This is a genomic window from Nocardia higoensis NBRC 100133 (genome assembly GCF_000308595.1).
Taxonomy (GTDB): Bacteria; Actinomycetota; Actinomycetes; order Mycobacteriales; family Mycobacteriaceae; genus Nocardia; species Nocardia higoensis.
The window spans coordinates 25516-50414 of record NZ_BAGA01000091.1 but is presented as its reverse complement, the minus strand read 5'-3'; the positions used below and the strand labels follow the sequence as shown (position 1 = coordinate 50414).

The following is a 24899-nucleotide window of genomic DNA, read 5'->3' as shown; positions in this document are numbered from 1 at the left end:
GTCGCGGTCGGCCCGGCGCGGCGCCGGGCCAGGAGCCGTCGGGCCCCGGCAGGAAGCGATCGAGAGCGGCAACCGATCAGGCGCGCGGTTCGCGCAGCATGGCCAGGGTGGTCGGACCGTCGTCGGGAATCGTCACGGTGGCGACTACCCGGAATCCGAGCCTTTCGTAGAAGCGGCGATTGCGTTCGCCCGTGGTCTCCAGGAACGCGGGCACACCGGCGGCTTCGGCCGCGGCGATGCCCGGTGCGAGCACGGCGCGGCCGAGCCCGGCGCCCTGGCGAGCGGGGTCGACGCCCACGGTGCCGAGGAACCAGACGGGCTCCGTCGGTCGGTGCGGTGCGAGCGCCGCTTCGGCGGCATCCTGTGCCGCGGCGCGATCCCCGGCCAGTTCGGCCAGTCGCGGGGCGAGTCGGGCGAAGACCGGTCCGAGGTCGGCGTCCGGGGTGGTCCAGACCGCGACGGCGGCGCAGTCGTCGGTGACCCAGACCCGTCCGTGCGGCAGCCCGACGTGGGTGAGGAACAGTTCCTGACCGGCCAGTACCCGCTGCTCGTGGTCGCGCTCGTCGGTCACGTGCCTGGTCCACGGGTAGTCGGCGAAGGCGCGGGCGAGGGTGCGGGCTGCGGCGGGGATGTCGGCGGGCGTCGCCGCGCGCACGGAAGCCGTGGACGAGAACGACTGGTCGGTACTCACCGCCGCGATCATGCCGCCGCCGCCTCGGCATCGCCAGTGAAATTCCGCATCGGCCGAGCTGAGACGCGGGTGTGCGTGCTCACGAATCCAAGGCGCGTGTCGGAGAGGTCCGTGCCTCCGATTAGGGTAGGTGGCGCATCGGAATTTATCCGCTTGAAAGCTGAGGAGCGATAACGTGACTGTCCGGGTAGGCATCAACGGCTTCGGCCGTATCGGACGCAACTTCTTCCGGGCGGTGGAGGCGCAGAAGGCGCTGGGCACCACCGACATCGAGATCGTCGCGGTCAACGACCTCACCGACAACGCGAGTCTCGCGACGCTGCTGAAGTACGACTCGATCCTGGGCCGGCTGCCCAAGGACGTCTCGCTCGACGGCGAGGACACCATCGTGGTCGGCGACCAGCGGATCAAGGCGCTGGCGATCAAGGAAGGCCCCGCCGCGCTGCCGTGGGGCGACCTCGGCGTCGACGTGGTCGTCGAGTCGACCGGCATCTTCACCGACGCCACCAAGGCCAAGGGGCACCTGGCCGCGGGCGCCAAGAAGGTCATCATCTCGGCCCCGGCCAAGGGCGAGGACATCACCATCGTGATGGGCGTCAACGACGACAAGTACGACGGCAGCCAGAACATCATCTCCAACGCCTCGTGCACCACCAACTGCCTGGGCCCGCTGGCCAAGGTCCTGCACGACGAGTTCGGCATCGTCAAGGGCCTGATGACCACGATCCACGCCTACACCCAGGATCAGAACCTGCAGGACGGCCCGCACAGCGACCTGCGTCGCGCCCGCGCGGCCGCGCTGAACATCGTGCCCACCGGCACCGGCGCCGCCAAGGCCATCGGCCTGGTGCTGCCCGAGCTGCAGGGCAAGCTCGACGGCTACGCGCTGCGCGTCCCGGTCCCGACCGGCTCGGTCACCGACCTGACCGCGAACCTGGCCAAGTCCGCCACCGTGGACGAGATCAACGCCGCGATGAAGGCCGCCGCCGAGGGCCCGCTCAAGGGCATCCTGAAGTACAACGTCGACCCGATCGTGTCGAGCGACATCGTCACCGACCCGCACTCGTCGATCTACGACGCGCCGCTGACCAAGGTCATCGACGACCAGGTGAAGGTCGTGTCCTGGTACGACAACGAGTGGGGCTACTCCAACCGCCTGGCCGACCTCATCGGTCTCGTCGCGAAGTCCCTCTGATCGCATGGCTGTTCAGACACTCCAGGATCTGCTGAACGAGGGTGTCGAGGGTCGGGGCGTGCTCGTGCGCTCCGACCTGAACGTCCCTCTCGACGACAACGGGCAGATCACCGATCCCGGTCGCATCATCGCCTCGATCCCGACGCTGAAGGCGCTGGTCGAGGCGGGCGCGAAGGTCGTCGTCACGGCGCACCTCGGCCGTCCCAAGGGCGAGCCGGATCCGAAGTTCTCGCTCGCCCCGGTCGCGGCGAAGCTGGCCGAACTGCTCGGACGCAACGTCCAGCTGGCCGGCGACGTGGTGGGCTACGACGCGCTCTCGCGCTCGGAGGGCCTCACCGACGGCGATGTGCTGCTGCTGGAGAACGTGCGCTTCGATCCCCGCGAGACCAGCAAGGACGAGGGCGAGCGGGCCAAGCTGGCCGCTGCCCTGGTCGAACTGGTCGGCGAGGACGGCGCGTTCGTCTCCGACGGCTTCGGCGTCGTGCACCGCGCGCAGGCCTCGGTCTACGACGTGGCCAAGCTGCTCCCGCACTACGCGGGCACGCTGGTCGCCGCCGAGGTCGACGTGCTGGCCAAGCTGACGGAGAACACCGAGCGGCCGTACGCGGTCGTGCTCGGCGGCTCGAAGGTCTCCGACAAGCTGGCCGTCATCGAGGCACTGGCCCCCAAGGTCGACACCCTGGTGATCGGCGGCGGCATGTGCTTCACCTTCCTTGCGGCCCAAGGCCTTTCGGTCGGCGGTTCGCTGCTGCAAGAAGAGATGATCGACACCTGCAAGGGGCTGCTCGAGCGCTACGCCGATGTCATCCACCTGCCGCACGATGTCGTGGTCGCCGACAAGTTCGCCGCCGATGCGGAGTCGAAGGTCGTCGCGGCCAACGAGATTCCGGACGGCTGGCTGGGGCTGGACATCGGCCCGGAGTCGGTGAAGCGGTTCGCCGCACTGCTGACCGAGGCGAAGACGGTGTTCTGGAACGGCCCGATGGGTGTGTTCGAGTTCGAGAAGTTCGCCGCGGGCACCCGCGGTGTCGCCGAGGCGATCGTGACCGCCACCGGCAAGGGCGCGTTCACCGTCGTCGGCGGTGGCGACTCGGCCGCGGCCGTGCGCGCGCTCGGACTCCCGGACGAAGGTTTCTCGCACATCTCCACCGGCGGCGGCGCGTCGCTGGAGTACCTGGAGGGCAAGGAACTGCCCGGCATCAGCATTCTGGAGGCCTGATCCATGGCACGTAAGCCGCTCATCGCGGGCAACTGGAAGATGAACCTCAATCACCTCGAGGCCATCGCCCTGGTGCAGAAGATCGCTTTCGCGCTGCCGGAGAAGTACTTCGAGAAGGTCGACGTCGCGGTGATCCCGCCGTTCGTCGACCTGCGCAGCGTGCAGACCCTGGTGGAGGGCGACAAGCTGCTGCTCACCTATGGTGCGCAGGATGTCTCGGTGCACGAATCGGGCGCCTACACCGGTGAGATCGCCGCGAGCATGCTCGCCAAGCTGGGCTGCACCTTCGTGGTGGTCGGGCACTCCGAGCGTCGTCAGTACCACAACGAGGACGACGCCACGGTGCTCGGCAAGGCCAAGAAGGCCCTCGAGCACGGCATCACCCCGATCGTGTGCATCGGCGAGGGCCTCGGGGTCCGCGAGGCGGGCACGCACGTCGAGTACAACCTCGAGCAGCTGCGCGGTTCGCTCAAAGGCCTTTCCGCCGAGCAGATCTCGAAGGTCGTCATCGCCTACGAACCGGTGTGGGCGATCGGCACCGGCAAGGTCGCCTCGGCGGCCGACGCGCAGGAAGTCTGCGGCGCCATCCGCGCCGAACTGGCAGAGCTGGCCTCGCCCGAGGTGGCCGCGCAGGTGCGTGTGCTCTACGGCGGCTCGGTGAACGCCAAGAACGTCGGTGAGCTGGTCGCCCAGCCCGACGTCGACGGCGCGCTGGTCGGCGGCGCCTCGCTCAAGGGTGACGAGTTCGCCACCCTCTCGGCCATCGCCGCGGGCGGCCCGCTGCCTTGATCGGCTGAGCAGAGACAACCGGCCCGGTATCCCGCGCAAGGGATACCGGGCCGGTGTTGTTCGTGCCCTTCGCGGCGTGCCTCGTTTTGCCGTGGTCGTCGAGCCGGCCAGGCGTGCGGGTATCACCTTGCGACGAGAACCAGCCCGTGGCCGTCCCCGGCGCGCAATGTCAGCGTATCGCCGGAGATCAGCGCGTCGGTGCCCTCGCCGAGGACCCCGAGGACGGCGTCCTCGACGGCCATCGCATCCGGCGCGCACATCATCCGGGTGGAGCCCAGCCGGAAGTCGATGGTCGCGGCGTCCGCCGACTCGTCACGTACGGTGGCGGTGCCGATCAGGCGATTGCAGCCGCCCGACCCGGACACCGCTCCGTCCTCGGCGATCGACAGGGTCGCCTGCGCGGTCGACTGATCCACCGGCGTGTTCCGGTCGACGCCCGCCTCGGTCCGCACCAACTCGGTGACCACCCACGTGGTGCCGCGCAACGCCGGGCCGGGGGCGTCGGTTTCGGCCGTCGGCGCGGAGTCCGCGTCCGCGCCGCAGCCGGTGAGCAGGCACGCGGCGAGCGCCGCTATCGCGATCCGTGCCATCGGTGCCGACATGGCCGCGATGCTACGCCGATAAGCTCGGCACAGTGACCACCGCCGACGCCACGCAACCACTGTCCACCTGGGCGCCGTTGCGCTCCCCGATCTACCGTGCTCTCTGGATCGCGCAACTGGTGTCGAACATGGGCACCTGGATGCAGACGGTGGGCGCGCAGTGGCTGCTGGTGGACGAGCCGAACGCGGCGACGCTGGTCTCGCTTGTGCAGACCGCGATCACGCTGCCGGTGATGCTGCTGTCGATCCCCTCGGGTGTGCTGGCCGATCTGATGGACCGGCGCAGGCTGTTGCTCGGCGCCCAATCGACGATGGCGGTGCTGGCCACGGTGCTGGCGGTCGCCACCGCGACCGGTCACACCACGCCGGGCGTGCTGCTGCTCCTGTTGTTCCTGCTCGGCTGCGGGCAGGCGATCACCGCGCCGTCCTGGCAGGCCATCCAGCCCGAACTCGTGCCCCGCCAGCAGATTCCGTCCGCCGCCGCGCTGGGCAGCATGAACGTCAATATCGGCCGCGCCGTCGGGCCCGCGCTCGCTGGTCTGCTGGTCGCGGCTTCCGGGCCCGCGCTGGTCTTCGCGCTGAACGCGCTGTCCTTCGGCGGCATCGTCGCGGTGCTGGTGTTCTGGCGGCGTCCGCCCGCCGATCGCAGGCTGCCGTCCGAGCGACCGCTTGCGGCCTTGCAGGCGGGCACCCGATTCATCCGCGCGGCGCCGGCGATCCGGCGGGTCCTGTTGCGCTGCCTGCTGTTCGTCGGCCCGGCGAGCGCGGTCTGGGCGTTGCTGCCGATCATCGCGCGCGACCAGCTCGGGCTGGATTCCTCCGGCTACGGCCTCATGCTCGGCGCGCTCGGCGTCGGCGCGGTCGCCGGGGCGCTGGCGCTGGCCCGCATCCGCGCCAAGCTGACGCCGACGCAGCGGCTCACCATCGCCTCGGTGGTGTTCGGGCTGGCCGCCGCGGGCGCCGCGCTGCTGCTCAGTGTGGCCGCGGTGCTGGCGCTGCTGGTGGCCGCGGGCATGGCGTGGCTGCTGGCGCTGTCGACGATGAACGCGACCATGCAGCTGCTGCTGCCCGCCTGGGTGCGCGCGCGCGGCCTGTCGGTGTACATGCTGGTGTTCATGGGCGGTCAGGCACTCGGCGCGCTGCTGTGGGGCCTGGTGGCAGGGGTGACCTCATCGGTCACCGCGCTGCTGATCTCGGCGGGCTTGCTGATCTGTGGTGCGGCGGTCAGCGTGTGGCTGCCGATCCGCCACGACGCCGAGGAGCTGGACCTGACCCCGGCGACGTTCTGGCCGGAGCCGGAGCTGGTGGTCGAGCCCGATCCCGACGACGGACCGGTGCTGGTGCTGCGCTACTACGACGTGCCGCCCGAGCGGGCCGAGGAGTTCCTCGCCGCGATGGTGTTCGTCGGGCGATCGACCCAACGCACCGGAGCGATGGAGTGGCGGCTGTTCCGCGATGTCGGCGTGATCAATCGCTTCGTCGAGGCCTTCGTGGTGCGGTCCTGGGCAGAGCACATGCATCAGCACCAGGTGCGGCTCACCGCGCAGGATCGGCTGCGCACGCAGGCGGTCAGCGAATTCAGTGCGGGCGAGCCGCGGATCAGTCACCTGGTCGCGGTCGATCTGCCGGGGCGCTGACCGCTGCCGGAGGCGCCCGATTGGGGTGGGCGAGCGTCTACCCCATAGACTGACCGGCATGCGGATGTTCCTGGATATCCTCCTTATCATCACCAGCGTGCTGCTGGTGCTGCTGGTGCTGCTGCACCGCGCCAAGGGTGGGGGTCTGTCCAGCCTTTTCGGCGGTGGCGTGCAGTCCAGCCTGTCGGGTTCCACCGTCGTCGAGAAGAACCTCGACCGCCTCACCATCTTCACCGGCATCATCTGGCTCATCGCCATTCTCGGCATCGGCCTGGAGATCAAGTTCTCCTGATCGGCCCGGCACGGCCCGCGCAGCGCACCCGTCAGGCGGGTGGGACGGCGCGGGCCTCGAAGTGCACGAGATGGTCGGTCGTCCCGGTGCGGACCATTCCCAGCCGTTCGCAGAGCTGGATCGACGACTCGGCGTGTTCGTCCATGGCCGCGATCACCCGGTCCAGGCCGAGGGTGCCGAACGCGTAGTCGAGCACGGCGCGGCAGGCCTCCAGCGCCAATCCCTCGCCGCGATGGCCCTCTTCGACGCTCGAGATCATCCGGATGCCGTCTCTGCTCCAGCGCAATCCGCAGACGCCCAGTAGCTTGCCGTTGCGCGAGGAGCGGGGGACCAGCGTCCAGAATCCGTAGCCGCGCATGGCGAAATCGAGGTCACTGCGCTCGGTGAGGGCCACCACCATGGCCGCGATCACCGGCTCGTCGTCGAAGAGATTGCGGCGGATACCCGGATCGTTCCAGTGCTCGTGGAGCCGTTCGGCATCGGAAGCGCGGAGCGGGCGCATTCTGAGCCTCGGAGTGAGCAGGATCGGGCCGGCAGTGGTCATCGGTGCCGATCATCCCGGTCCGCGCACACGCTGTCCAGCGGCGATGGTCAATCGTTGCGCGGGACACGACCGTCGATGTCGGTGAATCCGTAGCGATCGGCGAGCTCGTGCACGCGCGTGGCCGATCCGCTCAGACAGCGGCGGCCCGGATCGCCGGCCAGCGCGACGACCGCTCGTCCGGCGAAGTGCGGGGATTCGGCGGCATCGAGGTCGAAGGTGCCTTCGCCCGGCAGGGTCACCAGTCGCCTGCCCTGGTCGTCGGCCGGAACCAGTTGCAGCAGTTCGGTGTCGACGATGCCCGGCCACAGCGAGACCACCGTGACGCCGGTGTCCGCCAGATCGTGCGCCAGATCCGCGGTGAACCGATCCAGCGCTGCCTTGGCCACGCCGTAGACGGCGTTGTGCATGTAGCGGATCGCGCCGGGGGAGGAGATGTTCACCAGCAGGCCGTTCGAGCCGATCAGCAGCGGAGCGGCGAACACCGCCGCGGCATAGTGCGACCGCACGCCGACGTCGAAGGTCTGATCCCAGGCGTCGGGCGGCACCTGCCAGAACGGCTTGCCCAGCCAGCGGCTCGCGGCGGGGGAGTTGTAGACGTTGTTCACCAGCACGTCGAGGCGCCCGTGCTCCTCGGCGATCCGTTGGAACAGCCGGGCGACCGCGTCGTCGTCGCGGTGGTCGCACACCATCGGAACGCCGACGCCGCCGAGTTCGGTGATGCGGGCGGCCGTCTCGTGCACGGTGCCGGGCAGCTTGCCCGGCGTGACCGATCGGCCGGTCACGTAGACGGTGGCGCCCGCGGCGCCCAGCTCGAGGGCGATGCCCTTGCCGATGCCGCGACTCGCGCCGGTGACGACCGCGACGCGATCACGAAGTTGCCCAGGTATTCCGCTCACGACTGTCGGACATTACCGTGAGAAACATAGAACGTGTTCTACTTTCGATGCGGAGTTCGCGAAAATGCGAGCCCGCGGAGACGAGGTGGCAATGAGGCGAGCCCGGTGACGGTGACCGAACCGCCGATATCCCGGTACGTGACCGGCGCGGGCATCCGCATGCACGTCACCGAGCGCGGCGCGGGCCGGCCGGTGATCTTCTGTCACGGATTCCCGCACACCGGGTACATCTGGCATCGGCAGCTCGCGGCGGTCGCCGCGGCGGGCTTCCGGGCGCTGGCCCCCGACCTGCGCGGCGCTGGCCGCACCGACGCGCCCGCCGATCCCGCGGCCTACACGAATCTCGCGGTCATCGCGGACCTGCTGGCCCTGCTCGACGACATCGGAGCCGAGCAGGCGGTATTCATCGGACTGGATTTCGGGGCCGCCCTGTTGTGGGAGCTGGCCCAGCGCGCGCCGGAGCGGGTGCGCGCGATGATCGTGCTGAACAATCCGTACACGCCCCGTCCGCCGCGACCGCCCTCGCAGCTGTGGGCGAAGGCGGCGCAACGGCATTTCCTGCATCTGGACTACTTCCAGCGTCCGGGCGTCGCCGACCGCGAACTCGACGCCGCTCCCCGGGAGTTCCTGGCGCGCGTGTACTACGCGCTCAGTGGCGACTACCGCTACCTGGACACCTGGCGCCATCCGCCGGGCCGCGGGTACCTCGATGTGCTTCCGCAGGCGCCCGCCCTGCCGTGGCCGTGGTTGTCGGTCGCCGAGTTCGACGCCCTCGCAGCCGAATTCGAGCGCACCGGCTTCTCCGGCGGGCTCAACTGGTATCGCAACTTCGACCGGAACTGGGAACTGACCGCCGACCTGGACCCCGTCGTGCGGGTGCCGACGTACTTCGTCTACGGCGAGAACGACCCGGACATGGCCGGGTTCAGCGGACGCGACCCGCTCGGCGTCATGCGCGCGTGCGTGCCGGGGCTACGCACGGTCACCGCCCTGCCCGGCGCGGGTCACCTGCTGCCGCTCGAACGAGGTGACGAGGTGAACGCCCTGATCACGGCGCACCTCGGCGATTCGGTACGGGTGCGGTCCGGGTCGGCGCCCGCCGGTCACAGGGGGCCGGTGCACCCACCCAGCGGAGAGGGGTAGCAGGCGTTGAATCCCGAGCCTGTCGAGCCGCGCAGCAGAGCGTCGATGATGGTCGCGACCACATCGAGGCCGGAACTGCCGGTGGTATTGATCGCGATCTGCTGGGCGACCGCGGGAGCCGGGGCTCCGGTCGTCTCGGCGGACGCGGGAGCCGCGACGCAGAGGACGGACGCCGCGAGGGCGGCCACGACCGGGGTCGCGCGCACGAGGAGTTTCATGGATCCCTTTCGAGAGGGACGGCCGCGACCGACCGAACGGCGAAGCCCCTCGGACAGGTGGAATTCGTCGGTCCGGGTCATGGTGGCAGGGGCGCGGGATTCTCCGACAGACCTCAGTTCCTCCGGCAGCGGTATGCCCTTCGTGTGCACGCGGTCCTCACGTGGCCGAGGATCGGCGGTCGCGCTCGCGTTCGGCGTCGCGAGCGGTGAGGAAGTCGTCGACGAGCCGGGCACATTCCTCCGGCGTGGCGGTGTCGAGGCCGATGAGCTTGGCGAAAACGATGGGACCGAGTAGCTGGGCCAGGGCCCGGGTGCGGTCGAAGTCACCCAATCTCGCCTGGGCTTCGGGGGTTTCCAGCACGCGGTCGAACGGCGCGCGGTACTGCTCGATGAGCCGGGCGCGCAGCGAGTGGGTGGCGGCGCCGTCGGCCCCGGAGTCGCGGTCGGCGGTGGCCAGCCAGGCCAAACTGCTCATGTGCAGCGGGGCGTCGTCGATGACGGCGGCTTGGCGGACCAGCGAGGTGATCAGGCCGTCGCGCAGCCCGGCGGGCGGGGCGGTCTCGATGACCGGCGGCAGCAGACGCTCCAGCGTCGCCGCCCGCAACTGCCGCGCGCTGGCGAAGTGCCGGTACAGGGTGGTGCGCGCGACCTTGGACAGCCGCGTGACCGCCTCGATCGTGACCGCCTCGGGCCCGCCGGATTCGAGCAGGGTGGCGGCCGCGTCCAGCAACCGCCGACGGGACCGGACGGTGCGTGGGTCGGTGTCGGAGTCGTCGGCGCCGGCGGTCATGGGATGTGCGGCTCCTTTCCGAGTCGGGCCTGTCGCGGAGAGGCCCACTTGTGATACTGCTGGTAGCGGTACGCTACTCATAGTACTGTTTCTCGGGAGGCGACATGGATAGCACCGTCATTCGGTTGTCCGGAAGGCAGTGGTGGCTGCTGGTCGTCGCCTGTATGGGGGTGGCATTGGTGATCGCCGCGATGGCGGCGCTGTACACCGCCCTGCCCGAGATCGCCGCCGACACCGGTGCGACCCAGCAACAGCTGACCTGGATCATCGACGGCTACACACTCATGCTGGCCTGCCTGGTGCTCCCGTGCGGCGCGCTCGGCGATCGCTACGGCCGCAGGCTGGTCCTCGTCCTGGGGCTGGTGCTGTTCTCGGTGGCCTCGGCGCTACCGCTGGTGCTGGACTCGCCCACCTGGCTGATCGTGGCCAGGGCCGTCGCGGGCGCGGGTGCGGCGCTGGTCATGCCATCGACCCTGTCGTTGCTGACCGCCAACTTCCCCGAGTCCCGCCGCTCGGCCGCCATCGCGACCTGGGCGGGTGTCGCCGGTGTCAGCGCGGTGATCGGCTTCCTCGGCTCCGGTCTGCTGCTCGAATTCCACTCCTGGATCGCTATTTTCGTGGCCATGGCCGCGGCCAGCGTGGTGCTCGCGGTGGCGAGTTGCACGGTCACCGATTCCACCGACGATGCCCGCCCCGCCATGGATCCGCTGGGCACGGTGTGCTCGGTGGCCGCGATCGGCCTGCTGGTGATCGGCACGATCGAAGGACCCGTGCGGGGCTGGACCGATCCGGTCACGCTGTTCGCGCTGGCCGGCGCTGTGCTCGCCGGGCTGGGATTCGTGTTCGTCGAACTGCGGGTGGAACGTCCGCTGCTGGACGTGCGCCTGTTCGCGGTGCGCGGATTCGGCAGCGGATCGGTGGCGGTCGGCATGCAGTTCCTCGCGGCGTTCGGCACCTTCCTGCTGATCATGCAGTTCATGCAGCTGTTCCTCGGCTACAGCGCGCTGAAATCGGCGGTGGCGCTGGCACCGATGATCGTGCCGATGGTCGCGCTCGCCATGGCCGCGCCGTATCTGGCCGAGCGTTTCGGGCTGCGCCTGCCGACACTGGTCGGCGTCGGCATGATCGGCATCGCGCTGATCGGGCTGTCCCGGCTGACCGCCGAGAGCGTGTACACCGACCTGCTGTGGCCGCTGCTGGTGATGAGCAGCGGGCTCGGCTTGAGTTCGCCGCCCGCCACGGCCGCGATCATCGCGAACACGCCCGCCGCCAAACACGGCGTGGCCTCGGCGGTCAACGACGCCGCCCGCGAAGTCGGCGCGGCGGTGGGCATCGCGATCGCGGGCAGTGTGCTGGCCGCCGGGTACACCGAGCGGATCGCCCCGCTGCTGCCGCAGCTGCCCGAGCAGGCGCGCGAGCCGGTCAGCGGGTCGCTGGCGGCCGCCATGCAGGTGGCCGAGCAGGCCGGGCCGCAGGCGGACCCGCTCGTCGATGCCGCCCAGTCGGCCTTCATGCACGGCGCCTGCAATGCCGCCCTCGCGCTCGGCGTGCTGACGCTGGTGGCCGCCGTCGCGCTCGGGATCTGGGCGCCCGGCCGTCGTGCGATGACCACAGCCGCCACTGGCGAGAAGGCCGCACCGGAAGACGGTTCCGTGGCCGACGAGGTGGCCGACGGCGAACCCGTGGCCGTGAGCGAGGGGGCCGGGAACGGCTCGACGAGGGAATCGATCGGCTGAGAGCCGGGCGGCCGGTCCGTCGCAACGGTGGCCGCGATGTCGGTGGGGCGGCTCCGGGAGAACCCGGAGCCGCCTCCGGACCAGCCGACCGGTGCCCGCCTGATTTCTCGGACCCCGGCCTCGACGAGGATGCTGCCACACTCGCGGCTCGCGGGCACGTCGGGGGCCTTGCCGCTGCACGCGCGAGCGAATCATGCATCTGTCCGTACACGCGCTGAGCGCCGGACCTGTGACGACGGGAAATATGTAGCCGGCCATCGATAACGAATAGGTTGCGGAGCCCCTGTCTCGTTGCTTGATCGTTATGAAATCGGGTCTTCCGCCTGGGCGAGTGGGTGGCGGTCGCGACGGCCCGGGATCGATCAGCGACGGCGGATGCGTGCCAGCCACGCCGCGGTGTCGACCGGCCCCTCGGTGGGCAGGTGCAGGCGCTCGGCCTCCTGCGCCACGAGTTCGGTGACCCGGCCGCGGTAGGTCGTGGTACTCAGATCCTCGAACTCCCATCCGTCGGTGAAGGAGTCCCGCAGGATCGACTCGCCGATGCGCGGTCCGAACCCGGGCTCGGCGTCGGAGAGCGCCAGGATGTGCACCAGCCCGCCGGGCACGCACACCCGGTGCAGTCCGCGCACATAGGTGGCCCTGGCCTCGGGCTCGGTGCCGAAGACGTGGAACAGCGCGCTGTCGACCACGGTGTCGAAGACGCCCAGTTCCGCACCGCCGGTGTCGGCGAGGGTGAGCACGTCGACCACCTCGAACCGAGCCGTGGGCACGCCCTTGTCGGCGGCATTGCGCCGGGCCCGCTCCACCGCGCTGGGCGAGAGGTCGATGCCGAGCACGTCGTAGCCGAGCTTCGTCAGCGCGATGGTGTGCTCACCCGTGCCCGCGCCGGGATCGAGCACCCGGCCGCGGATCCATCCCGCCCGCTCCAGCTCCAGGATCGCGGGCTGCGGTTCCCCGATCACCCAGGGGGCGTTGTCGTTGTCGTAGACGCTGTTCCAGTTCTCGGGTGACTGTGTCATGGGTCCAGCCTGTACCCTGACCGTCGGTCGGGGCGATCCGACACCCCGGCCGCGTCAGCGCGTGTCCTGCAGCGGTTCGTCGACATCGCCGACCCGGCGCAGCGCGAGCGTCTGCTTCGGCGTCCAGTAGATCCGGCCGTGGTCGAATTCCTGGTAGGCGCCGGTGTCGAAGGGGATCTCGTCGGAAGTGGCCCAGCCGAGCGGCCCGTTCTCGAAACCGCTGCGGTTCCAGCGTTCCCGGATCTCGCCGTGCAGGTGATACACCGGCTCGCCGGTCCGGTGATACAGCGCCCCCTGCTGGAAACCCTGCACCTCACCCCACGCCCGGCCGTCCGGGTCGCGCAGCGTCGTGGGATCGGTGATGGGGTAACCCAGCGGTCCGGCCTCCCAGCCGAGTTCGGCGTACTTGCCGAACAGCGACTCGGGGATCGGGTGCGCGCCGGTGGACGGATGCCAGTACACGTAGCCGTGCTCGTACCTGACGAAACGGCCCACCCCGTCGGGGGTCCGCTGTTCCCCGGGCGGCCCCAGCCGCGCGCCGAGCCACGGGGTCACCGCGGCCTTGGCGTCGATCGCGCCGGGCACCTGCACCGGACCCGTGCCGTCGGCGAATTCCCGGACGTGCCGGGCGAAGACGTCCCAGGGGAACTGGAAACCGACGTCGGTGTGGGTACCGATGCCGAGGCATTGGGTGACGTACTTGTGGTCGGAGATGCCGTCGCGCCTGGTGTAGGGCGGGGCGATGACATCGGCCGCGAAGCCGTACTTCTTCGCGTCCTGCACGGCCACCCACGCCGCGATCCGCAGATCGCCCTCGACGGCCAGCCACTGCTCGCGCGACCAGGCGGCGCGGCTGCCCGCGAAGCACAGATTGATGGTCTGGCTGTTGGCGTCGAGCACCGACCACGAGGCGTAATCGGTGTCCACCACATCGCAGAGGATCGCATCGCGCAATGTGTAGTGGTAGGAGACGCTGTTGGCCGGGTTGTTCAGGTAGCCGGCCAGTGATTCCGCTGTCCCGTTCCCCTCTTGGGTGTGCAGCAGGAAATTGGTGATGCGGGCGCCCCAGCGCGAGGAGCGGGAGTTGCCCATCCGGTCGAGTTCGGTGAATTCCGGAGGTGTCACGAGGTGCCTTCCGCGATCGAGGGACCACTGCCCGTAGTCGGCGGCGAGGATGTCGTCGACGTCGACCGAACTGCCGTCGATGAGTGGTCCCGGGTTGGCCGGGGTGTCGATGACGCGCTGGTACAGCACGGCTTCGGGGGTGTCGAGCCGATTGCCCGACCACGCGCGGGTCTGCCAGGCCCAGCGCTTGCCCGCGTCCGTGGACCGGCCGATGACGTCGTCCTCGATCGCCCACGCACACACCCTGGACGAGCCGTAGATGCCGGTGCGTTCGCGGCCGAGGACCTCGTTCACGCCGCGGAAGAAGTGCACCGCCCCGGTGTTCCACTGCTGCAGGGAGATGTCCTCGTCCACCGCGAAGAAGATGGGGGCGCGTTCGGGTCCGCCCGCGGCCGTGTGAATCTGCGCGGCCTGCAGCCCCATTCGGCGTCCGCCGTCGAAACCGGTGGTCCAGTCCGAGGGGGAACGCGCATCGCCCGGCTTGCCGAACTGCCAGATCGACACCACATCGAGCCCGGCCGCGCGAAGGCGTTCGGCGTACTCTCTGGTCACCGGCTTGGCGCCGAAGTCGGCGCCGGGTCTGCTCGGGGACACGTAGACCAGAACGGCGCTGTGCCCGGCCGCCTTGATGGCGGCCGGATCTATCAGGCGTGCGGCGAAATCGACTGCCGTCGGCATGGGAGAACCTCCATCGGGTAGCGATGCGGTTGCTCCTCGAGTAGAACAGGATTCGCGCTGCGCTGTCCTCATCCGAACCGATGAGAGCGAAGGCCCACGGTGAAATCGCCGGGGTGGAAGAATCGAGTAGCGGGTCACTCGCGCGTACCGCGGCTCGAGGCCCGATGCTCCGTGCCGAACCCGCCGTTTTTCCTGTACCGCAGGTTATTTCACATGACGATGACGGTCGAGAGGTTTTCCGAGATCGTGGCGCGCATCGAGCGCGCCGCGCTGCATCCGGCCGACTGGGCCAACGCGATGGACGATCTCGTCGCGGCGGTGGGCGCCGATCGGGGCGCTTTGATCGTCGGCGCGCCGAATTGCCGGACGATGACGGCATGCTCGACCGGAGCCGGCGAACTCCGCCGAACCTACAACGCCCGCTTCTGGCGCATCGACCCGATCGCGACCGCGCTCGCGCAGGCACCGGCAGGCCTGGTCACCACCTGCGAGGAATTGCTGGAGCCCGGATACCTGCGCAGGCACCCGTTCTTCAGCGGCTGGCTGGCGCCGCACGGGCTCGGCAACGGCATGCTCACCGTGGTCGCCGACGGCGACCGGATCGCCTGGCTCGCCCTGTATCCCGACCACGACCGAGATCTCGACCACGCGCGGGCCGCGCCGACGATACGGCTGCTGCTGCCGCACCTGCGCCACGCCGTGACCGCGCAATCCCGCCTCGTGGAGGCGGATTCGGCACGCCGACGCGTAACGGAAGTGCTCGAACGCTACCGCCACGGAGTGCTCGTGGTGACCGCGGGCGGTGTGATCGGCTACCGGAATCCGGCGGCCTCGGCCGTCCTGGCGGCGCGCGACGGCCTCGCGATCGGTCGTCGCGGCCACCTGGAGTCGACCGACAGCGTCGCCGCCGCGAACCTGCGCGCGCTGATCGCCGCAGCCACGCGAACGACCGGACCGCGCGCGGGCGGGCGCTACCTGATGCCCCGGCCCGGCGGCCGGACCCCGTACGCACTGCTCGTGCTGCCGCTGGAATCGGCCTGCGCACCCGAGGACGAGCGCGCCGCCGTGGTCGTCGTCGTCGACCCGGAGCGTGAAACCCGGGGCGGGGGTGAGACACTGCGGCAGCTCTACGGCTTGACCGGAGCGGAGGCGCGGGTCGCCGCGGCCGCCCTGCGCGGCGCGGGATTGCGCGCGATAGCCGAGGATCTGGCCGTCTCCGTGAACACCGCCCGCACCCATCTGCAGCACGTGTTCGACAAGTCCGGCACGCATCGCCAGGCCGAACTGGTACGACTGCTCACCACGGTGCTGTTGGGCACCGGCCAGTTCGAATGACGCGACCCGGCGGGAACACCCCTGTCGGCCCGCCTCCCCTGCGCCGTGGGCGGCGGCACCGGTGACGCGCTGGTCCGCCGGAGCCGACCGAGCCGGGGGTGCGGGATCGCCGCAGCGTGATCGAGGTCTACGAGTCCGGGGCCGTGGCCGGTCGAATCGCCCGCGCGGCCGCTTCGATCGTGGCCTCGTCGAGCAGGACCGCCGCTGTGGCCGGCCCGAGCGGGACGAAGCTGTCCTCGGCGGTGACCCGGGACAGCGCGCCCCGGAACCCGGCGTCGACGAGGGCCGTGCAGATCGCCTCGGAAACACCTCCGCTGCGGCGGGTTTCGTCTGCGACGAGCACCCGGCCGGTGGCGGCGGCGTGGTGCGCCAGGTCCGCGAGCGGCAGCGGAGCCAGCCAGCGCAGATCCAGGACGCGGGCGTGGATGCCGTCGGCGGCCAGCCGGGCGGCGACGCGCAGGCTCATCGGCACGCCGTTGCCGAAGGTGACGATGGTCAGGTCCGTTCCCTCGCCGTAGCAGCGGGCACGACCGATCTCGACGTGCTCGGGGTCGTTCGCCGGCGCGGCCCAGGCGCCGTCGCCCGGGAACAGGTCGCGGGAGTGGTAGAGCGCGATCGGCTCGAGCAGCACACACACCCGGCCGTCCACCCGGGCGGCGGACACGCAGGTGCGCAGCAGGGCGGCGGCGTCGTCGGCTCGGGCGGGCACGGCGAGCACCAGACCGGGGATGTCGCGCAGGGCGGCCAGCGAGTTGTCGTTGTGGAAGTGACCGCCGAAGCCCTTCTGGTAGGCCAGCCCGGCGATGCGCACCACCATCGGGTTGCGATAGCGGCCCGCGGAGAAGAAGCCGAGAGTGGCTGCCTCGCCGCGTAATTGGTCGGCGGCATTGTGCACATAGGCGAGGTACTGGATCTCCGGTATCGGCACGAATCCGGCCAGGCCCGCGCCCAGCGCTGTGCCGAGGACGCTCTGTTCGTCGAGGATCGTGTCGAAGACCCGGCGCGGGCCGAAGCGGGCCCGCAAGCCCTTGGTCACGCCGTACACCCCGCCCTTGCGGCCGACGTCCTCGCCGAAGACGAGCACATCGCGGTCGCGCTCCAGCAGCGACGCGAGCGTCGCGTCGATCGCCTGCGCGAGCGTGACCGGCGGATCGTCGGGCGCGGCCACGCCCGCGGCGCGGGAAGGACCAAGGGCAGGCCGATCACCTCGGCGCCGGGGCGCAGCACTCGGCGACATCGGCCGTCCCCGCAGGACATCGGCGCGGACGGCCTCGGGACGAGCCGGCGCCAGGGGCGCCGTCACTGCCGCGGTGGTGTCGAGCTTCGGTTCGGCACACACGGATTCGGCGGTCCGAGCGACGCGGGCGGCGATCTCGTCGTAGCGGTCGAGCAGGGCGGCGGGTTCGGCGGTGCCGGTCTCGACGAGCAGGCGGGCGGTCGCCAAGAGCGGATCGCGGCCGAGATCGGCGGCGATGTCGGCGGGGCGGCGGTAGGCGGCTTCGAGGTCCGAGCCCGCGTGGCCGAGCAGGCGGACGGTACGCAGATGCAGGAAGACGGGGGTGCGGTGGGCGCGGACGTGGTCGACGGCCGTGGTGCAGGCGGCCAGGACGTCGCGGAGGTCGCAGGCGTCTGCGCCGAGATAGAGCAAGCCGGGGCGGGAGCCGTAGGCATGCTGGATCCAGCCCGGGGGAGTGGGGACGCTGATGCCGAGGCCGTTGTCCTCGCAGACGAACAGAATCGGCACGGGCGCACCCTGGTAGGCGGTGTGCAGGGCGGCGTTGATCGCGCCGGTCGCGGTGGAATGGTTCGCGGAGGCGTCGCCGAAGGTGCACAACACGATCGCGTCGGCGGGCCAGGACGGTTCGAGTCCGGCGCGGTGGGCGCGGTCGAGAGCGAAGGCGAGGCCGACGGCGCGCGGCAGGTGCGAGGCGATGGTGGAGGTCTGCGGGATGACGTGGGCGGCCGCGCTGCCGAACACCTTGTGCCGCCCACCCGAGATGGGGTCGGCGGATGAGGCGACGACGCCGCGCAGCACGTCGCGGGCGGGATCGGAGACGCCGGCGCGGCGGGCACGGTGCAGGAAGAACGCGCCGGATCGGTAGTGCAGGAGAGCCGGATCGGTGGGCCGGGTCGCGGCCGCCAGCGCGACATTGCCCTCGTGCCCCGAGGAACCGATGCTGTAGAAGCCTTCCCGTGCCGCGCCGAGCCGCCGGGCGGTCAGATCCAGGTGTCTGCTCGCGGCCTGCCCGTCGAACAGCTTCCGCAGATCGACGGCGGTGTATCCCGGTGGGAGCGGGGCCGGGACCGCGGGCGGCGCGAGCGTGCCGACGGCGGACCGGAACGCCTCGTCCAGCGCCGCACCCGCGGAATCGGTGCCGCTCATCGATCGCACCTCCCGGATCTGCGTGGTACCCGAGCGGACCGGCGGCCGATCCGGGCTGCGCGCATCAGCGCAGCGCGGACGCGGCCTCTTCGTCGAGCAGCCAGGTGGTGGATTCCGCGCCGCGCGCGCCCGCCGCCGGAATGTCGACCGGCTCGGCGCCGTTCAGCGCGGCCACGACTGCCTCGGCCTTGGCCGCGCCGCCGACGACCAGCACGACGTGGCGAGCCTTGCGCACCGCGGGCAGCGTCAACGTCACCCGGACCGCGGGCGGCTTGGGCGAATCGGTCACCGCGACGACGAGTTCGTGCTCCTCGCGCACGGCGTCGGTGTCCGGGAACAGCGAGTTCACGTGACCCTCGCCGCCCATGCCGAGCAGGTGCAGATCGAAGGCGCCGTGCTCCTCGAGATGGGCGTGCACCGCCGCCGAGTACTCCGCGGCCGCCTCGACCGGATCGGGGTACTCGCCGTCGCTGGTCGCCACGATGTGCACTCGGTGCGGGTCGACGGGCACGTGGTCGAGCAGGGCTTCACGCGCCTGGAGTTCGTTGCGCTCCGGATCTCCCGCGGGCACGAAACGTTCGTCGCCCCAGAACACGTCCAGTGCCGACCAGTCGATATCGCCCGGTTCGCGGCGCACCTGCGCGAGCAGGCCGATACCGGTGCCGCCACCGGTCAGCACCACCGAGGCGGAGCCGCGCGCCGCCTGGGCGGCCACCACGACCTCCACGAAGCGGCGGGCCGCGGCGTTCACCAGCGCCTCGGTATCGGGATGCACCTGCACGGTGTCGGCGGGGAAACTTGCCGCGACGCGACGTTTCTGGTCGGCGTAACGGCCGGCGGGTGTCTCACTCATAGATCACCTTCTCCATTCCGGCGAGTGCCTCGCGATAGATTTCGTCCGCGTCCAGGCGGCGCATATCTTCGGCGAGGCAGTCACGAGTTTCCCTGCGCGCCAGTGCGATCCGCTGGTCGGGGTCGCCGGAGCGGGTCAAGGTCGCGGTACGCCCGGTCTGCGGGCGGGTGATGCCGATCGAGACGGTGGGACGGTGCAGCCGCACTTCCAGCGGTCCGGTGCGTCGCCGGACGGGGCAGTTCAGGCGGCTCGCCAGCCAGCCGGCCAGCATGTCGAGGGCGGGTTCCTCGCGCAGGCCGGAGATGGTCACCGATTCGACCGGCTCGTAGGGCGGTTCGTCCAGTGACGCGGTCAGCAGTGCCCGCCAATAGGTGATCCGGCTCCAGGCCAGATCGGTGTCGCCGGGTGCGTAGGAGGCGTGCCTGCCGCGGATGGTGTTCTGCGGATCGGCGGCGTAGGTGGCGTCGGTGATGCGGCGCGTGGCCAGCCTTCCCACCGAATCCCGGGACGGGAACTCCGGCGCGCCGCGCGGCCACCACGCCACCACCGGGGTGTCGGGCAGCAGGAAAGGCACCACCACGCTGCTCTCGTGACTGACCAGTTCTCCGGCCAGCCGCAGCACGATCACCTCGGCCGCGCCCGCGTCGCCGCCGACGCGGATCTGGGCGTCGAGTTTGGTCTCCGCGTCGCGGTCGCCGCGCGCGAGAACCACCACGCGACAGGGATGCTCGCGGCTGGCGTCGTTGGCGGCGTCGATGGCGTCCTCGGCCTCGGAGCTGTCCAGCGTGCACACCACCAGGGTCAGCACCCGGCCCATGGTGACGACGCCGTAGCTCTCCCGCAACTGCACCAGTCGCTTGGCGACCGCGCCGGTGGTGGTGTCGGGCATGTCGATGATCACGGGCGCCGCCATTCCCGCCCGGTGCGGGCGAGCATCTCGTCGGCGGATACCGGTCCCCAGGTGCCCGCCTCGTACGGCTCGGGCACCCCGTCCGCGGCCCAGTGCTCGAGCACCGGATCGAGTATGTGCCAGGACAATTCGACCTCCGCGTTCACCGGGAACAACGAGGGCACCCCGAGCAGCACGTCGAGGATCAGACGTTCGTAGGCCTCGGGGGAGGACTCGGTGAAGGCCTCGCCGTAACTGAAATCCATATTGACGTCGCGGACTTCCATACTCGAGCCCGGCACCTTGGAGCCGAACCGCATGGTGATGCCCTCGTCCGGCTGCACCCGGATGACCAGCGCGTTCTGTCCGAGTTCCTCGGTCATGGTCTGGTCGAAGGGCAGGTGGGGCGCGCGTTTGAAGATCACCGCGATCTCGGTCACCCGGCGCCCCAGGCGTTTACCGGTGCGCAGATAGAAGGGCACGCCCGCCCAGCGGCGGGTATCGACCTCGAGGGTGATCGCGGCGTAGGTCTCGGTCGTGGAGCGCGGATCGAAGCCGTCCTCGTCGAGCAGGCCGACGACCTGCTCGCCGCCCTGCCAGCCGGCCGCGTACTGACCGCGCGCGGAGGTCTCGTCGAGCGGCTCGACCAGCTTGGTGGCGCTGAGCACCTTGATCTTCTCGGTCTGCAACTGCTTGGGCTCGAAGCTGATCGGCTCCTCCATCGCCACCAGCGCCAGCAACTGCAGCAGATGGTTCTGGATGACATCGCGCGCGGCCCCGATGCCGTCGTAGTAGCCCGCGCGCCCGCCGAGGCCGATGTCCTCGGCCATGGTGATCTGCACGTGGTCGACGTAGTTGGCGTTCCAGATCGGGTCGAACAACTGGTTGGCGAAGCGCAGCGCCAGGATGTTCTGCACCGTCTCCTTGCCGAGATAGTGGTCGATGCGGAACACGGTCTCCTCCGGGAACACCCGGTTGACCAGTGCGTTGAGCTCCACCGCGCTGTCGAGATCGTGCCCGAACGGCTTTTCGATCACCACCCGGCGCCACGGCTCGCGGCCGTTGGCGTCGGGGCTGATCGGGCCGGCCAGCTTGTGCTGGGAGAGTTGATCGAGGACCAGCGGGAACATGTCCGGCGGAATCGACAGATAGAAGGCGTGATTGCCGCCGGTGCCGCGTTCCTTGTCCAGTTGCGCGAGCGTCTGTGCCAAGTTGGCGAAGGCGGCGTCGTCGTCGAAGGAGCCCTGCACGAACCGGATCCCCTCGGCGAGATGATCCCAGACCTCCTGCCGGAACGGGGTGCGGGCGTGCGCCTTGACGGCGTCGAGCACCACCTGCGCGAAATCCTCGTGCGCGTAGTCGCGGCGCGCGAAACCGACCAGGGCGAAACCGGGGGGAAGCAGCCCCCGGTTCGCCAGGTCGTAGATGGCGGGCATCAGTTTCCGGCGCGAGAGGTCACCCGTGACGCCGAAGATCACCATGCCGCACGGGCCCGCGATCCGCGGCACCCGCTTGTCCCGTTCGTCACGCAGCGGATTGCGCCAGGACTGCGCCCGCGCGGAAGCCGAGCCCGCCACGCTCAGCTCTCGGTACCGGCCGCGCGCAGCTCCTGCGCGGTGGCGGTCAGCAGTTCCTCCCAGGACTTCTCGAACTTCTCCACGCCCTCGCGCTCGAGCAGCGCGAACACGTCGTCGATGTCGATGCCGACCGCGCGCAACCGCTCGAACACCTCGGCGGCCTCGGCGGCGGTGCCGCTGACGGTGTCGCCGCGGACCTCGCCGTGCGCGGCGACGGCCTCGAGCGTCTTCTCCGGCAGGGTGTTGACGGTGTTCGGCGCGACCAGTTCGGTGACGTAGAGAGTGTCCGGGTAGTCCGGGTTCTTCACGCCGGTCGAGGCCCACAGCGGGCGCTGCTTCAACGCGCCCGCGGAGGCCAGGTGCTGGTAGGTCGAGGTGTGCGCGCCACCGTCGAACACGTCCTGGTACTCGGCGTAGGCGAGCCGGGCGTTGGCCACGCCCGCCTTGCCGCGCAGTGCCAGTGCCTCGTCGGTGCCGATGGCCTCGAGTCGCTTGTCGATCTCGGTGTCCACCCGGGACACGAAGAACGAGGCGACCGAGTGGATCCGGGCCAGATCGTGCCCGGCGACGCGGGCCTTGCGCAGGCCGTCGAGGTAGGCGCCCATCACCGAGCGGTAGCGCTGCACCGAGAAGATCAGCGTGACATTGACGCTGATGCCCTCCGCGATCACCGCGGTGATCGCGGGCAGGCCCTCCTCGGTGGCCGGGATCTTGATGAACAGGTTCGGCCGGTCGACGGTCTTCCACAGGTCGATCGCCTGTGCCACGGTCTTGTCCGCGTCGAAGGCGAAGCGCGGGTCGACCTCGATGGAGACCCGGCCGTCCTTGCCGCCGGTCGCCTCGAAGACGCCGGCCAGCACGTCACAGGCCTCGCGCACGTCGTCGGTGGTGATGGTGCGGATGGCCGCGTCGGCGTCGGCGCCGGTGGCGGCCAGCTCCTTCAACTGCTCGTCGTAGGCGTGTCCCTGGCTGAGCGCACCCTGGAAGATCGTCGGGTTGGTGGTCACCCCGACGACGCCGCGGGTCTCGATCAGTTCGGCGAGATTGCCGGTGCGAATGCGATCGCGCGACAGGTCGTCGAGCCAGACCGATACGCCGGCCGCGGCCAGTGCCGCGATGTTCTCGTTCTGTGCCATAGCGCTTGCTATCCCTTCACGTTCTCGAGCGTGCGCTGCGCGGCGGCAACGACGGCTTCCTCGGTGAGGCCGAACTCGCGGAACAGGGTCTGGTAGTCGGCCGAGGCGCCGAAGTGCTCGATCGAGACGATCTCACCCGCGTCACCGGCGAACCGGTGCCACGGCATCGCGATACCGGCTTCGACGACGACCCGGGCGCGGACCGCCGGCGGCAGCACCTCGTCGCGGTAGGCCTTGTCCTGCGCGTCGAACCATTCCACGCACGGCATCGAGACCACCCGGGTGCCGATGCCCTGCGCCTCCAGCGTAGTGCGCGCGGCCACGGCCATCTGGAGCTCCGAACCGGTGGCGATCAGGATGACCTGCGGGGTGCCGGTCGACGCCTCGGCCAGCACGTAACCGCCCTTGGCGACGCCCTCGTAGCTGGTGCCCTCCAGGATCGGCAGATCCTGACGGGTCAGCGCCAGCGCCGACGGGCCGTCCTGGTGCGGCAGCTCCGACACCGAGAAGTGGGAGGTGTGCTCCGCGGAATCCCGTTCGAGGATGGTGCGCCAGGCATAGGTGGTCTCGTTGGCGTCGCCGGGGCGCACCACGTTCAGGCCGGGGATGGCGCGCAGCGCGGCCAGGTGCTCGATCGGCTGGTGGGTCGGGCCGTCCTCGCCGAGGCCGATGGAGTCGTGGGTCCAGACGTAGATCGCCGGCACCCGCATCAGCGCGGCCAGGCGCACGGCCGGGCGCATGTAATCGCTGAACACCAGGAAGGTGCCGCCGTACGGGCGCGTCGGGCCGTGCAGGGCGATGCCGTTGAGGATCGCGCCCATCGCGTGCTCGCGCACACCGAAGTGCAGGGTGCGGCCGAACGGCTCGGCCTTCCACATGCCGGTCGAGATGGCCTCCGGGCCGAAGCTCGGCTGGCCGGGCATGGTGGTGTTGTTGGACTCGGCGAGGTCGGCGGAACCGCCCCACAGCTCCGGCAGCACCGGCGCCAGCGCGGCCAGCACCTTGCCGGAGGCCTTGCGGGTGGCCATGCCCTTCGGATCCGGCTCGTGCACCGGCAGCGCGTCGGCCCAGCCCTCGGGCAGCTTGCGCTCGGCGAGCCGGTCGAACAGCGCCTTGTTCTCCGGGTTGGCCGCGGCCCACGCGTCGAACTGCTCCTGCCAGGCCTTGTGCGCCGCCGCGCCACGCTCGATCGCCTTGCGGGTGTGCGCGATGACCGCGTCGTCGACCTGGAAGGTCTGCTCGGGATCGAAGCCGAGCACCTTCTTGGTGGCGGCGACCTCGTCGGCGCCGAGGGCGGCGCCGTGCGAGGAACCGGTGTTCATCTTGTTGGGCGCCGGGTAGCCGATGATGGTGCGCAACACGATGATCGACGGCTTGTCGGTGACGGCCTCGGCCGCTTCCACCGCCGCCTCGATCGCGGTGACGTCCTCGCCGCCGAGGACGGTCTGCACGTGCCAGCCGTAGGCCTCGTAGCGCGCGGCCACGTCCTCGGTGAAGGCGATCGTGGTGTCGTCCTCGATGGAGATCTTGTTGTCGTCGTAGAAGACGATCAGGTTGCCCAGCTGCTGGGTGCCCGCCAGCGAGGACGCCTCGGCGGTCACGCCCTCCTGCAGGTCGCCGTCGGAGGCGATCACGTAGATGTGGTGGTCGAACGGGCTGGCGCCCGGTGCGGCGTGCGGATCGAACAGGCCGCGCTCGCGGCGCGCGCCCATCGCCATGCCGACCGCGGAGGCCAGGCCCTGGCCGAGCGGGCCGGTGGTGATCTCCACGCCGTCGGTGTGCCGGAACTCCGGGTGACCCGGGGTCAGCGAGCCCCACTTGCGCAGGTTCTTCAGGTCGTCCAGCTCGAGACCGAAGCCGGCCAGGTACAGCTGGATGTACTGGGTGAGGCTGGAGTGGCCGCACGACAGCACGAACCGGTCGCGGCCCACCCAGCTCGGGTCGCTCGGGTCGTGGCGCAGCACCCGCTGGTAGAGGGTGTAGGCCAGCGGCGCGAGGCTCATCGCGGTACCGGGGTGACCGTTGCCCGCCTGCTGCACGGCGTCGGCGGCGAGGACGCGGACGGTGTCGACGGCCTTGGTGTCGAGGTCGGTCCAGTCGTCCGGGTGGTTCGGCTGAGTGAGGGCGCGGATGTCGTCTGTCACTGACACGA

Annotated in this window: 22 protein-coding genes and 1 pseudogene; 8 read left to right on the top strand and 15 right to left on the bottom strand. The window is 70.4% G+C overall.

The annotated features are described in order from the left end of the window. Nucleotides 1-76: 76 nt before the first annotated feature. A complete protein-coding gene (locus ON26_RS16535; RefSeq protein WP_085999025.1) occupies nt 77-703 on the bottom strand; it encodes a GNAT family N-acetyltransferase in 627 nt (208 codons plus the stop codon). Nucleotides 704-866: 163 nt separating this feature from the next. On the opposite strand from ON26_RS16535, the gene gap reads away from it, so the two are divergent. The 3 genes from gap to tpiA are packed head-to-tail and all read left to right on the top strand — an operon-like array spanning nt 867 to nt 3894. Beyond that, the gene (gene gap, locus ON26_RS16530) at nt 867-1886 is read left to right on the top strand and encodes a type I glyceraldehyde-3-phosphate dehydrogenase (RefSeq protein WP_040797051.1); all 1020 of its coding nucleotides are present in this window, start codon (nt 867-869) and stop codon (nt 1884-1886) included. Nucleotides 1887-1890: 4 nt separating this feature from the next. After that, nucleotides 1891-3105, top strand: a complete 1215-nt coding sequence (locus ON26_RS34595; protein WP_040797050.1) for a phosphoglycerate kinase — start codon at nt 1891-1893, stop codon at nt 3103-3105. Nucleotides 3106-3108: 3 nt separating this feature from the next. Continuing rightward, nucleotides 3109-3894 (top strand): triose-phosphate isomerase, encoded by a 786-nt coding sequence (gene tpiA / locus ON26_RS34590; protein WP_040797049.1) that lies wholly within the window; start codon nt 3109-3111, stop codon nt 3892-3894. Nucleotides 3895-4016: 122 nt separating this feature from the next. On the opposite strand, the gene ON26_RS16515 is transcribed toward tpiA, so the two are convergent. Further along, nucleotides 4017-4496, bottom strand: coding sequence for an META domain-containing protein (locus ON26_RS16515; RefSeq protein ID WP_051027152.1), 480 nt, complete (start codon nt 4494-4496; stop codon nt 4017-4019). Between the two features lie 32 nt (nt 4497-4528). Here ON26_RS16515 and ON26_RS16510 point away from each other — a divergent pair, with 32 nt between their 5' ends. Together ON26_RS16510 and secG are read left to right on the top strand one after the other, a co-directional pair. After that, a complete protein-coding gene (locus ON26_RS16510; protein ID WP_040797048.1) occupies nt 4529-6133 on the top strand; it encodes an MFS transporter in 1605 nt (534 codons plus the stop codon). Nucleotides 6134-6191: 58 nt separating this feature from the next. Beyond that, a complete protein-coding gene (gene secG, locus ON26_RS16505) occupies nt 6192-6425 on the top strand; it encodes a preprotein translocase subunit SecG (RefSeq protein WP_040797047.1) in 234 nt (77 codons plus the stop codon). 31 nt (nt 6426-6456) lie between these two features. Here secG and ON26_RS16500 read toward each other — a convergent pair whose 3' ends face one another. Both ON26_RS16500 and ON26_RS16495 read right to left on the bottom strand, forming a co-directional pair. Beyond that, nucleotides 6457-6969, bottom strand: coding sequence for a GNAT family N-acetyltransferase (locus ON26_RS16500; RefSeq protein ID WP_051027151.1), 513 nt, complete (start codon nt 6967-6969; stop codon nt 6457-6459). 47 nt (nt 6970-7016) lie between these two features. Further along, a complete protein-coding gene (locus tag ON26_RS16495) occupies nt 7017-7865 on the bottom strand; it encodes an SDR family NAD(P)-dependent oxidoreductase (RefSeq protein WP_040797046.1) in 849 nt (282 codons plus the stop codon). Nucleotides 7866-7970: 105 nt separating this feature from the next. Between ON26_RS16495 and ON26_RS16490 the strand changes: the two genes are divergently transcribed. Then, nucleotides 7971-9008, top strand: coding sequence for an alpha/beta fold hydrolase (locus tag ON26_RS16490; RefSeq protein WP_245545878.1), 1038 nt, complete (start codon nt 7971-7973; stop codon nt 9006-9008). Here ON26_RS16490 and ON26_RS16485 read toward each other — a convergent pair. Beyond that, on the bottom strand, nt 8969-9226 hold the full coding sequence (locus tag ON26_RS16485) for a hypothetical protein (RefSeq protein WP_040797045.1): 258 nt from the start codon (nt 9224-9226) through the stop codon (nt 8969-8971). The genes ON26_RS16490 and ON26_RS16485 overlap by 40 nt on opposite strands. Before the next feature lie 157 nt (nt 9227-9383). Beyond that, a complete protein-coding gene (locus ON26_RS16480) occupies nt 9384-10016 on the bottom strand; it encodes a TetR/AcrR family transcriptional regulator (protein WP_040797044.1) in 633 nt (210 codons plus the stop codon). Nucleotides 10017-10120: 104 nt separating this feature from the next. On the opposite strand from ON26_RS16480, the gene ON26_RS16475 reads away from it, so the two are divergent. After that, nucleotides 10121-11752 (top strand): MFS transporter, encoded by a 1632-nt coding sequence (locus ON26_RS16475; protein WP_083884137.1) that lies wholly within the window; start codon nt 10121-10123, stop codon nt 11750-11752. A 362-nt stretch (nt 11753-12114) separates the two neighbouring features. Here ON26_RS16475 and ON26_RS16470 read toward each other — a convergent pair whose 3' ends face one another. The 3 genes and pseudogenes from ON26_RS16470 to ON26_RS32920 form a co-directional block, all read right to left on the bottom strand. Next, nucleotides 12115-12771 carry a class I SAM-dependent methyltransferase gene (locus ON26_RS16470; protein ID WP_040797043.1) on the bottom strand — a complete coding sequence of 219 codons (657 nt, stop codon included), beginning with the start codon at nt 12769-12771 and terminating at the stop codon, nt 12115-12117. 54 nt (nt 12772-12825) lie between these two features. Beyond that, nucleotides 12826-13863 (bottom strand): LGFP repeat-containing protein, encoded by a 1038-nt coding sequence (locus ON26_RS32925; protein WP_051027157.1) that lies wholly within the window; start codon nt 13861-13863, stop codon nt 12826-12828. Between the two features lie 45 nt (nt 13864-13908). Then, nucleotides 13909-14646 (bottom strand): annotated as a pseudogene (locus ON26_RS32920) (DUF1906 domain-containing protein); the annotation flags it as partial. A gap of 99 nt (nt 14647-14745) precedes the next feature. On the opposite strand from ON26_RS32920, the gene ON26_RS16455 reads away from it, so the two are divergent. After that, nucleotides 14746-15909, top strand: coding sequence for a helix-turn-helix transcriptional regulator (locus tag ON26_RS16455; RefSeq protein WP_169333724.1), 1164 nt, complete (start codon nt 14746-14748; stop codon nt 15907-15909). Between the two features lie 127 nt (nt 15910-16036). Here ON26_RS16455 and ON26_RS16450 read toward each other — a convergent pair whose 3' ends face one another. The 6 genes from ON26_RS16450 to tkt all read right to left on the bottom strand — a co-directional run bounded on the left by ON26_RS16450 (nt 16037) and on the right by tkt (nt 24897). Beyond that, complete coding sequence (locus tag ON26_RS16450) at nt 16037-18292, bottom strand: thiamine pyrophosphate-dependent enzyme (RefSeq protein ID WP_040797041.1); 2256 nt, start codon at nt 18290-18292, stop codon at nt 16037-16039. A 64-nt stretch (nt 18293-18356) separates the two neighbouring features. Further along, the gene (pgl, locus tag ON26_RS16445) at nt 18357-19145 is read right to left on the bottom strand and encodes a 6-phosphogluconolactonase (RefSeq protein ID WP_083884135.1); all 789 of its coding nucleotides are present in this window, start codon (nt 19143-19145) and stop codon (nt 18357-18359) included. Beyond that, entirely contained in the window at nt 19138-20046 is a 909-nt protein-coding gene (gene opcA, locus ON26_RS16440; protein ID WP_040797092.1) for a glucose-6-phosphate dehydrogenase assembly protein OpcA, read from the bottom strand. The genes pgl and opcA overlap by 8 nt, the downstream gene beginning before the upstream one ends. Beyond that, nucleotides 20043-21611, bottom strand: a complete 1569-nt coding sequence (gene zwf, locus ON26_RS16435; RefSeq protein WP_040797040.1) for a glucose-6-phosphate dehydrogenase — start codon at nt 21609-21611, stop codon at nt 20043-20045. The genes opcA and zwf overlap by 4 nt, the downstream gene beginning before the upstream one ends. A 2-nt stretch (nt 21612-21613) precedes the next feature. Then, the gene (tal, locus tag ON26_RS16430; RefSeq protein ID WP_040797039.1) at nt 21614-22747 is read right to left on the bottom strand and encodes a transaldolase; all 1134 of its coding nucleotides are present in this window, start codon (nt 22745-22747) and stop codon (nt 21614-21616) included. Nucleotides 22748-22755: 8 nt separating this feature from the next. Beyond that, the gene (gene tkt / locus ON26_RS16425; protein ID WP_040797038.1) at nt 22756-24897 is read right to left on the bottom strand and encodes a transketolase; all 2142 of its coding nucleotides are present in this window, start codon (nt 24895-24897) and stop codon (nt 22756-22758) included. Between the last annotated feature and the right edge of the window lie 2 nt (nt 24898-24899).

What these genes read in the sequence shown, in the direction of transcription:
- tpiA (WP_040797049.1), top strand. Translation starts at nt 3,109, where the DNA reads ATGGCACGTAAGCCGCTCATCGCGGGCAACTGGAAGATGAACCTCAAT.
- secG (WP_040797047.1), top strand. Translation starts at nt 6,192, where the DNA reads ATGCGGATGTTCCTGGATATCCTCCTTATCATCACCAGCGTGCTGCTG.
- ON26_RS16450 (WP_040797041.1), bottom strand. Translation starts at nt 18,292, where the DNA reads ATGAGCGGCACCGATTCCGCGGGTGCGGCGCTGGACGAGGCGTTCCGG.
- ON26_RS32925 (WP_051027157.1), bottom strand. Translation starts at nt 13,863, where the DNA reads ATGGGCAACTCCCGCTCCTCGCGCTGGGGCGCCCGCATCACCAATTTC.
- tal (WP_040797039.1), bottom strand. Translation starts at nt 22,747, where the DNA reads ATGGCACAGAACGAGAACATCGCGGCACTGGCCGCGGCCGGCGTATCG.
- ON26_RS34595 (WP_040797050.1), top strand. Translation starts at nt 1,891, where the DNA reads ATGGCTGTTCAGACACTCCAGGATCTGCTGAACGAGGGTGTCGAGGGT.
- pgl (WP_083884135.1), bottom strand. Translation starts at nt 19,145, where the DNA reads ATGAGTGAGACACCCGCCGGCCGTTACGCCGACCAGAAACGTCGCGTC.
- ON26_RS16500 (WP_051027151.1), bottom strand. Translation starts at nt 6,969, where the DNA reads ATGACCACTGCCGGCCCGATCCTGCTCACTCCGAGGCTCAGAATGCGC.
- ON26_RS16475 (WP_083884137.1), top strand. Translation starts at nt 10,121, where the DNA reads ATGGATAGCACCGTCATTCGGTTGTCCGGAAGGCAGTGGTGGCTGCTG.
- ON26_RS16485 (WP_040797045.1), bottom strand. Translation starts at nt 9,226, where the DNA reads ATGAAACTCCTCGTGCGCGCGACCCCGGTCGTGGCCGCCCTCGCGGCG.
- ON26_RS16535 (WP_085999025.1), bottom strand. Translation starts at nt 703, where the DNA reads ATGATCGCGGCGGTGAGTACCGACCAGTCGTTCTCGTCCACGGCTTCC.
- ON26_RS16480 (WP_040797044.1), bottom strand. Translation starts at nt 10,016, where the DNA reads ATGACCGCCGGCGCCGACGACTCCGACACCGACCCACGCACCGTCCGG.
- ON26_RS16515 (WP_051027152.1), bottom strand. Translation starts at nt 4,496, where the DNA reads ATGTCGGCACCGATGGCACGGATCGCGATAGCGGCGCTCGCCGCGTGC.
- ON26_RS16470 (WP_040797043.1), bottom strand. Translation starts at nt 12,771, where the DNA reads ATGACACAGTCACCCGAGAACTGGAACAGCGTCTACGACAACGACAAC.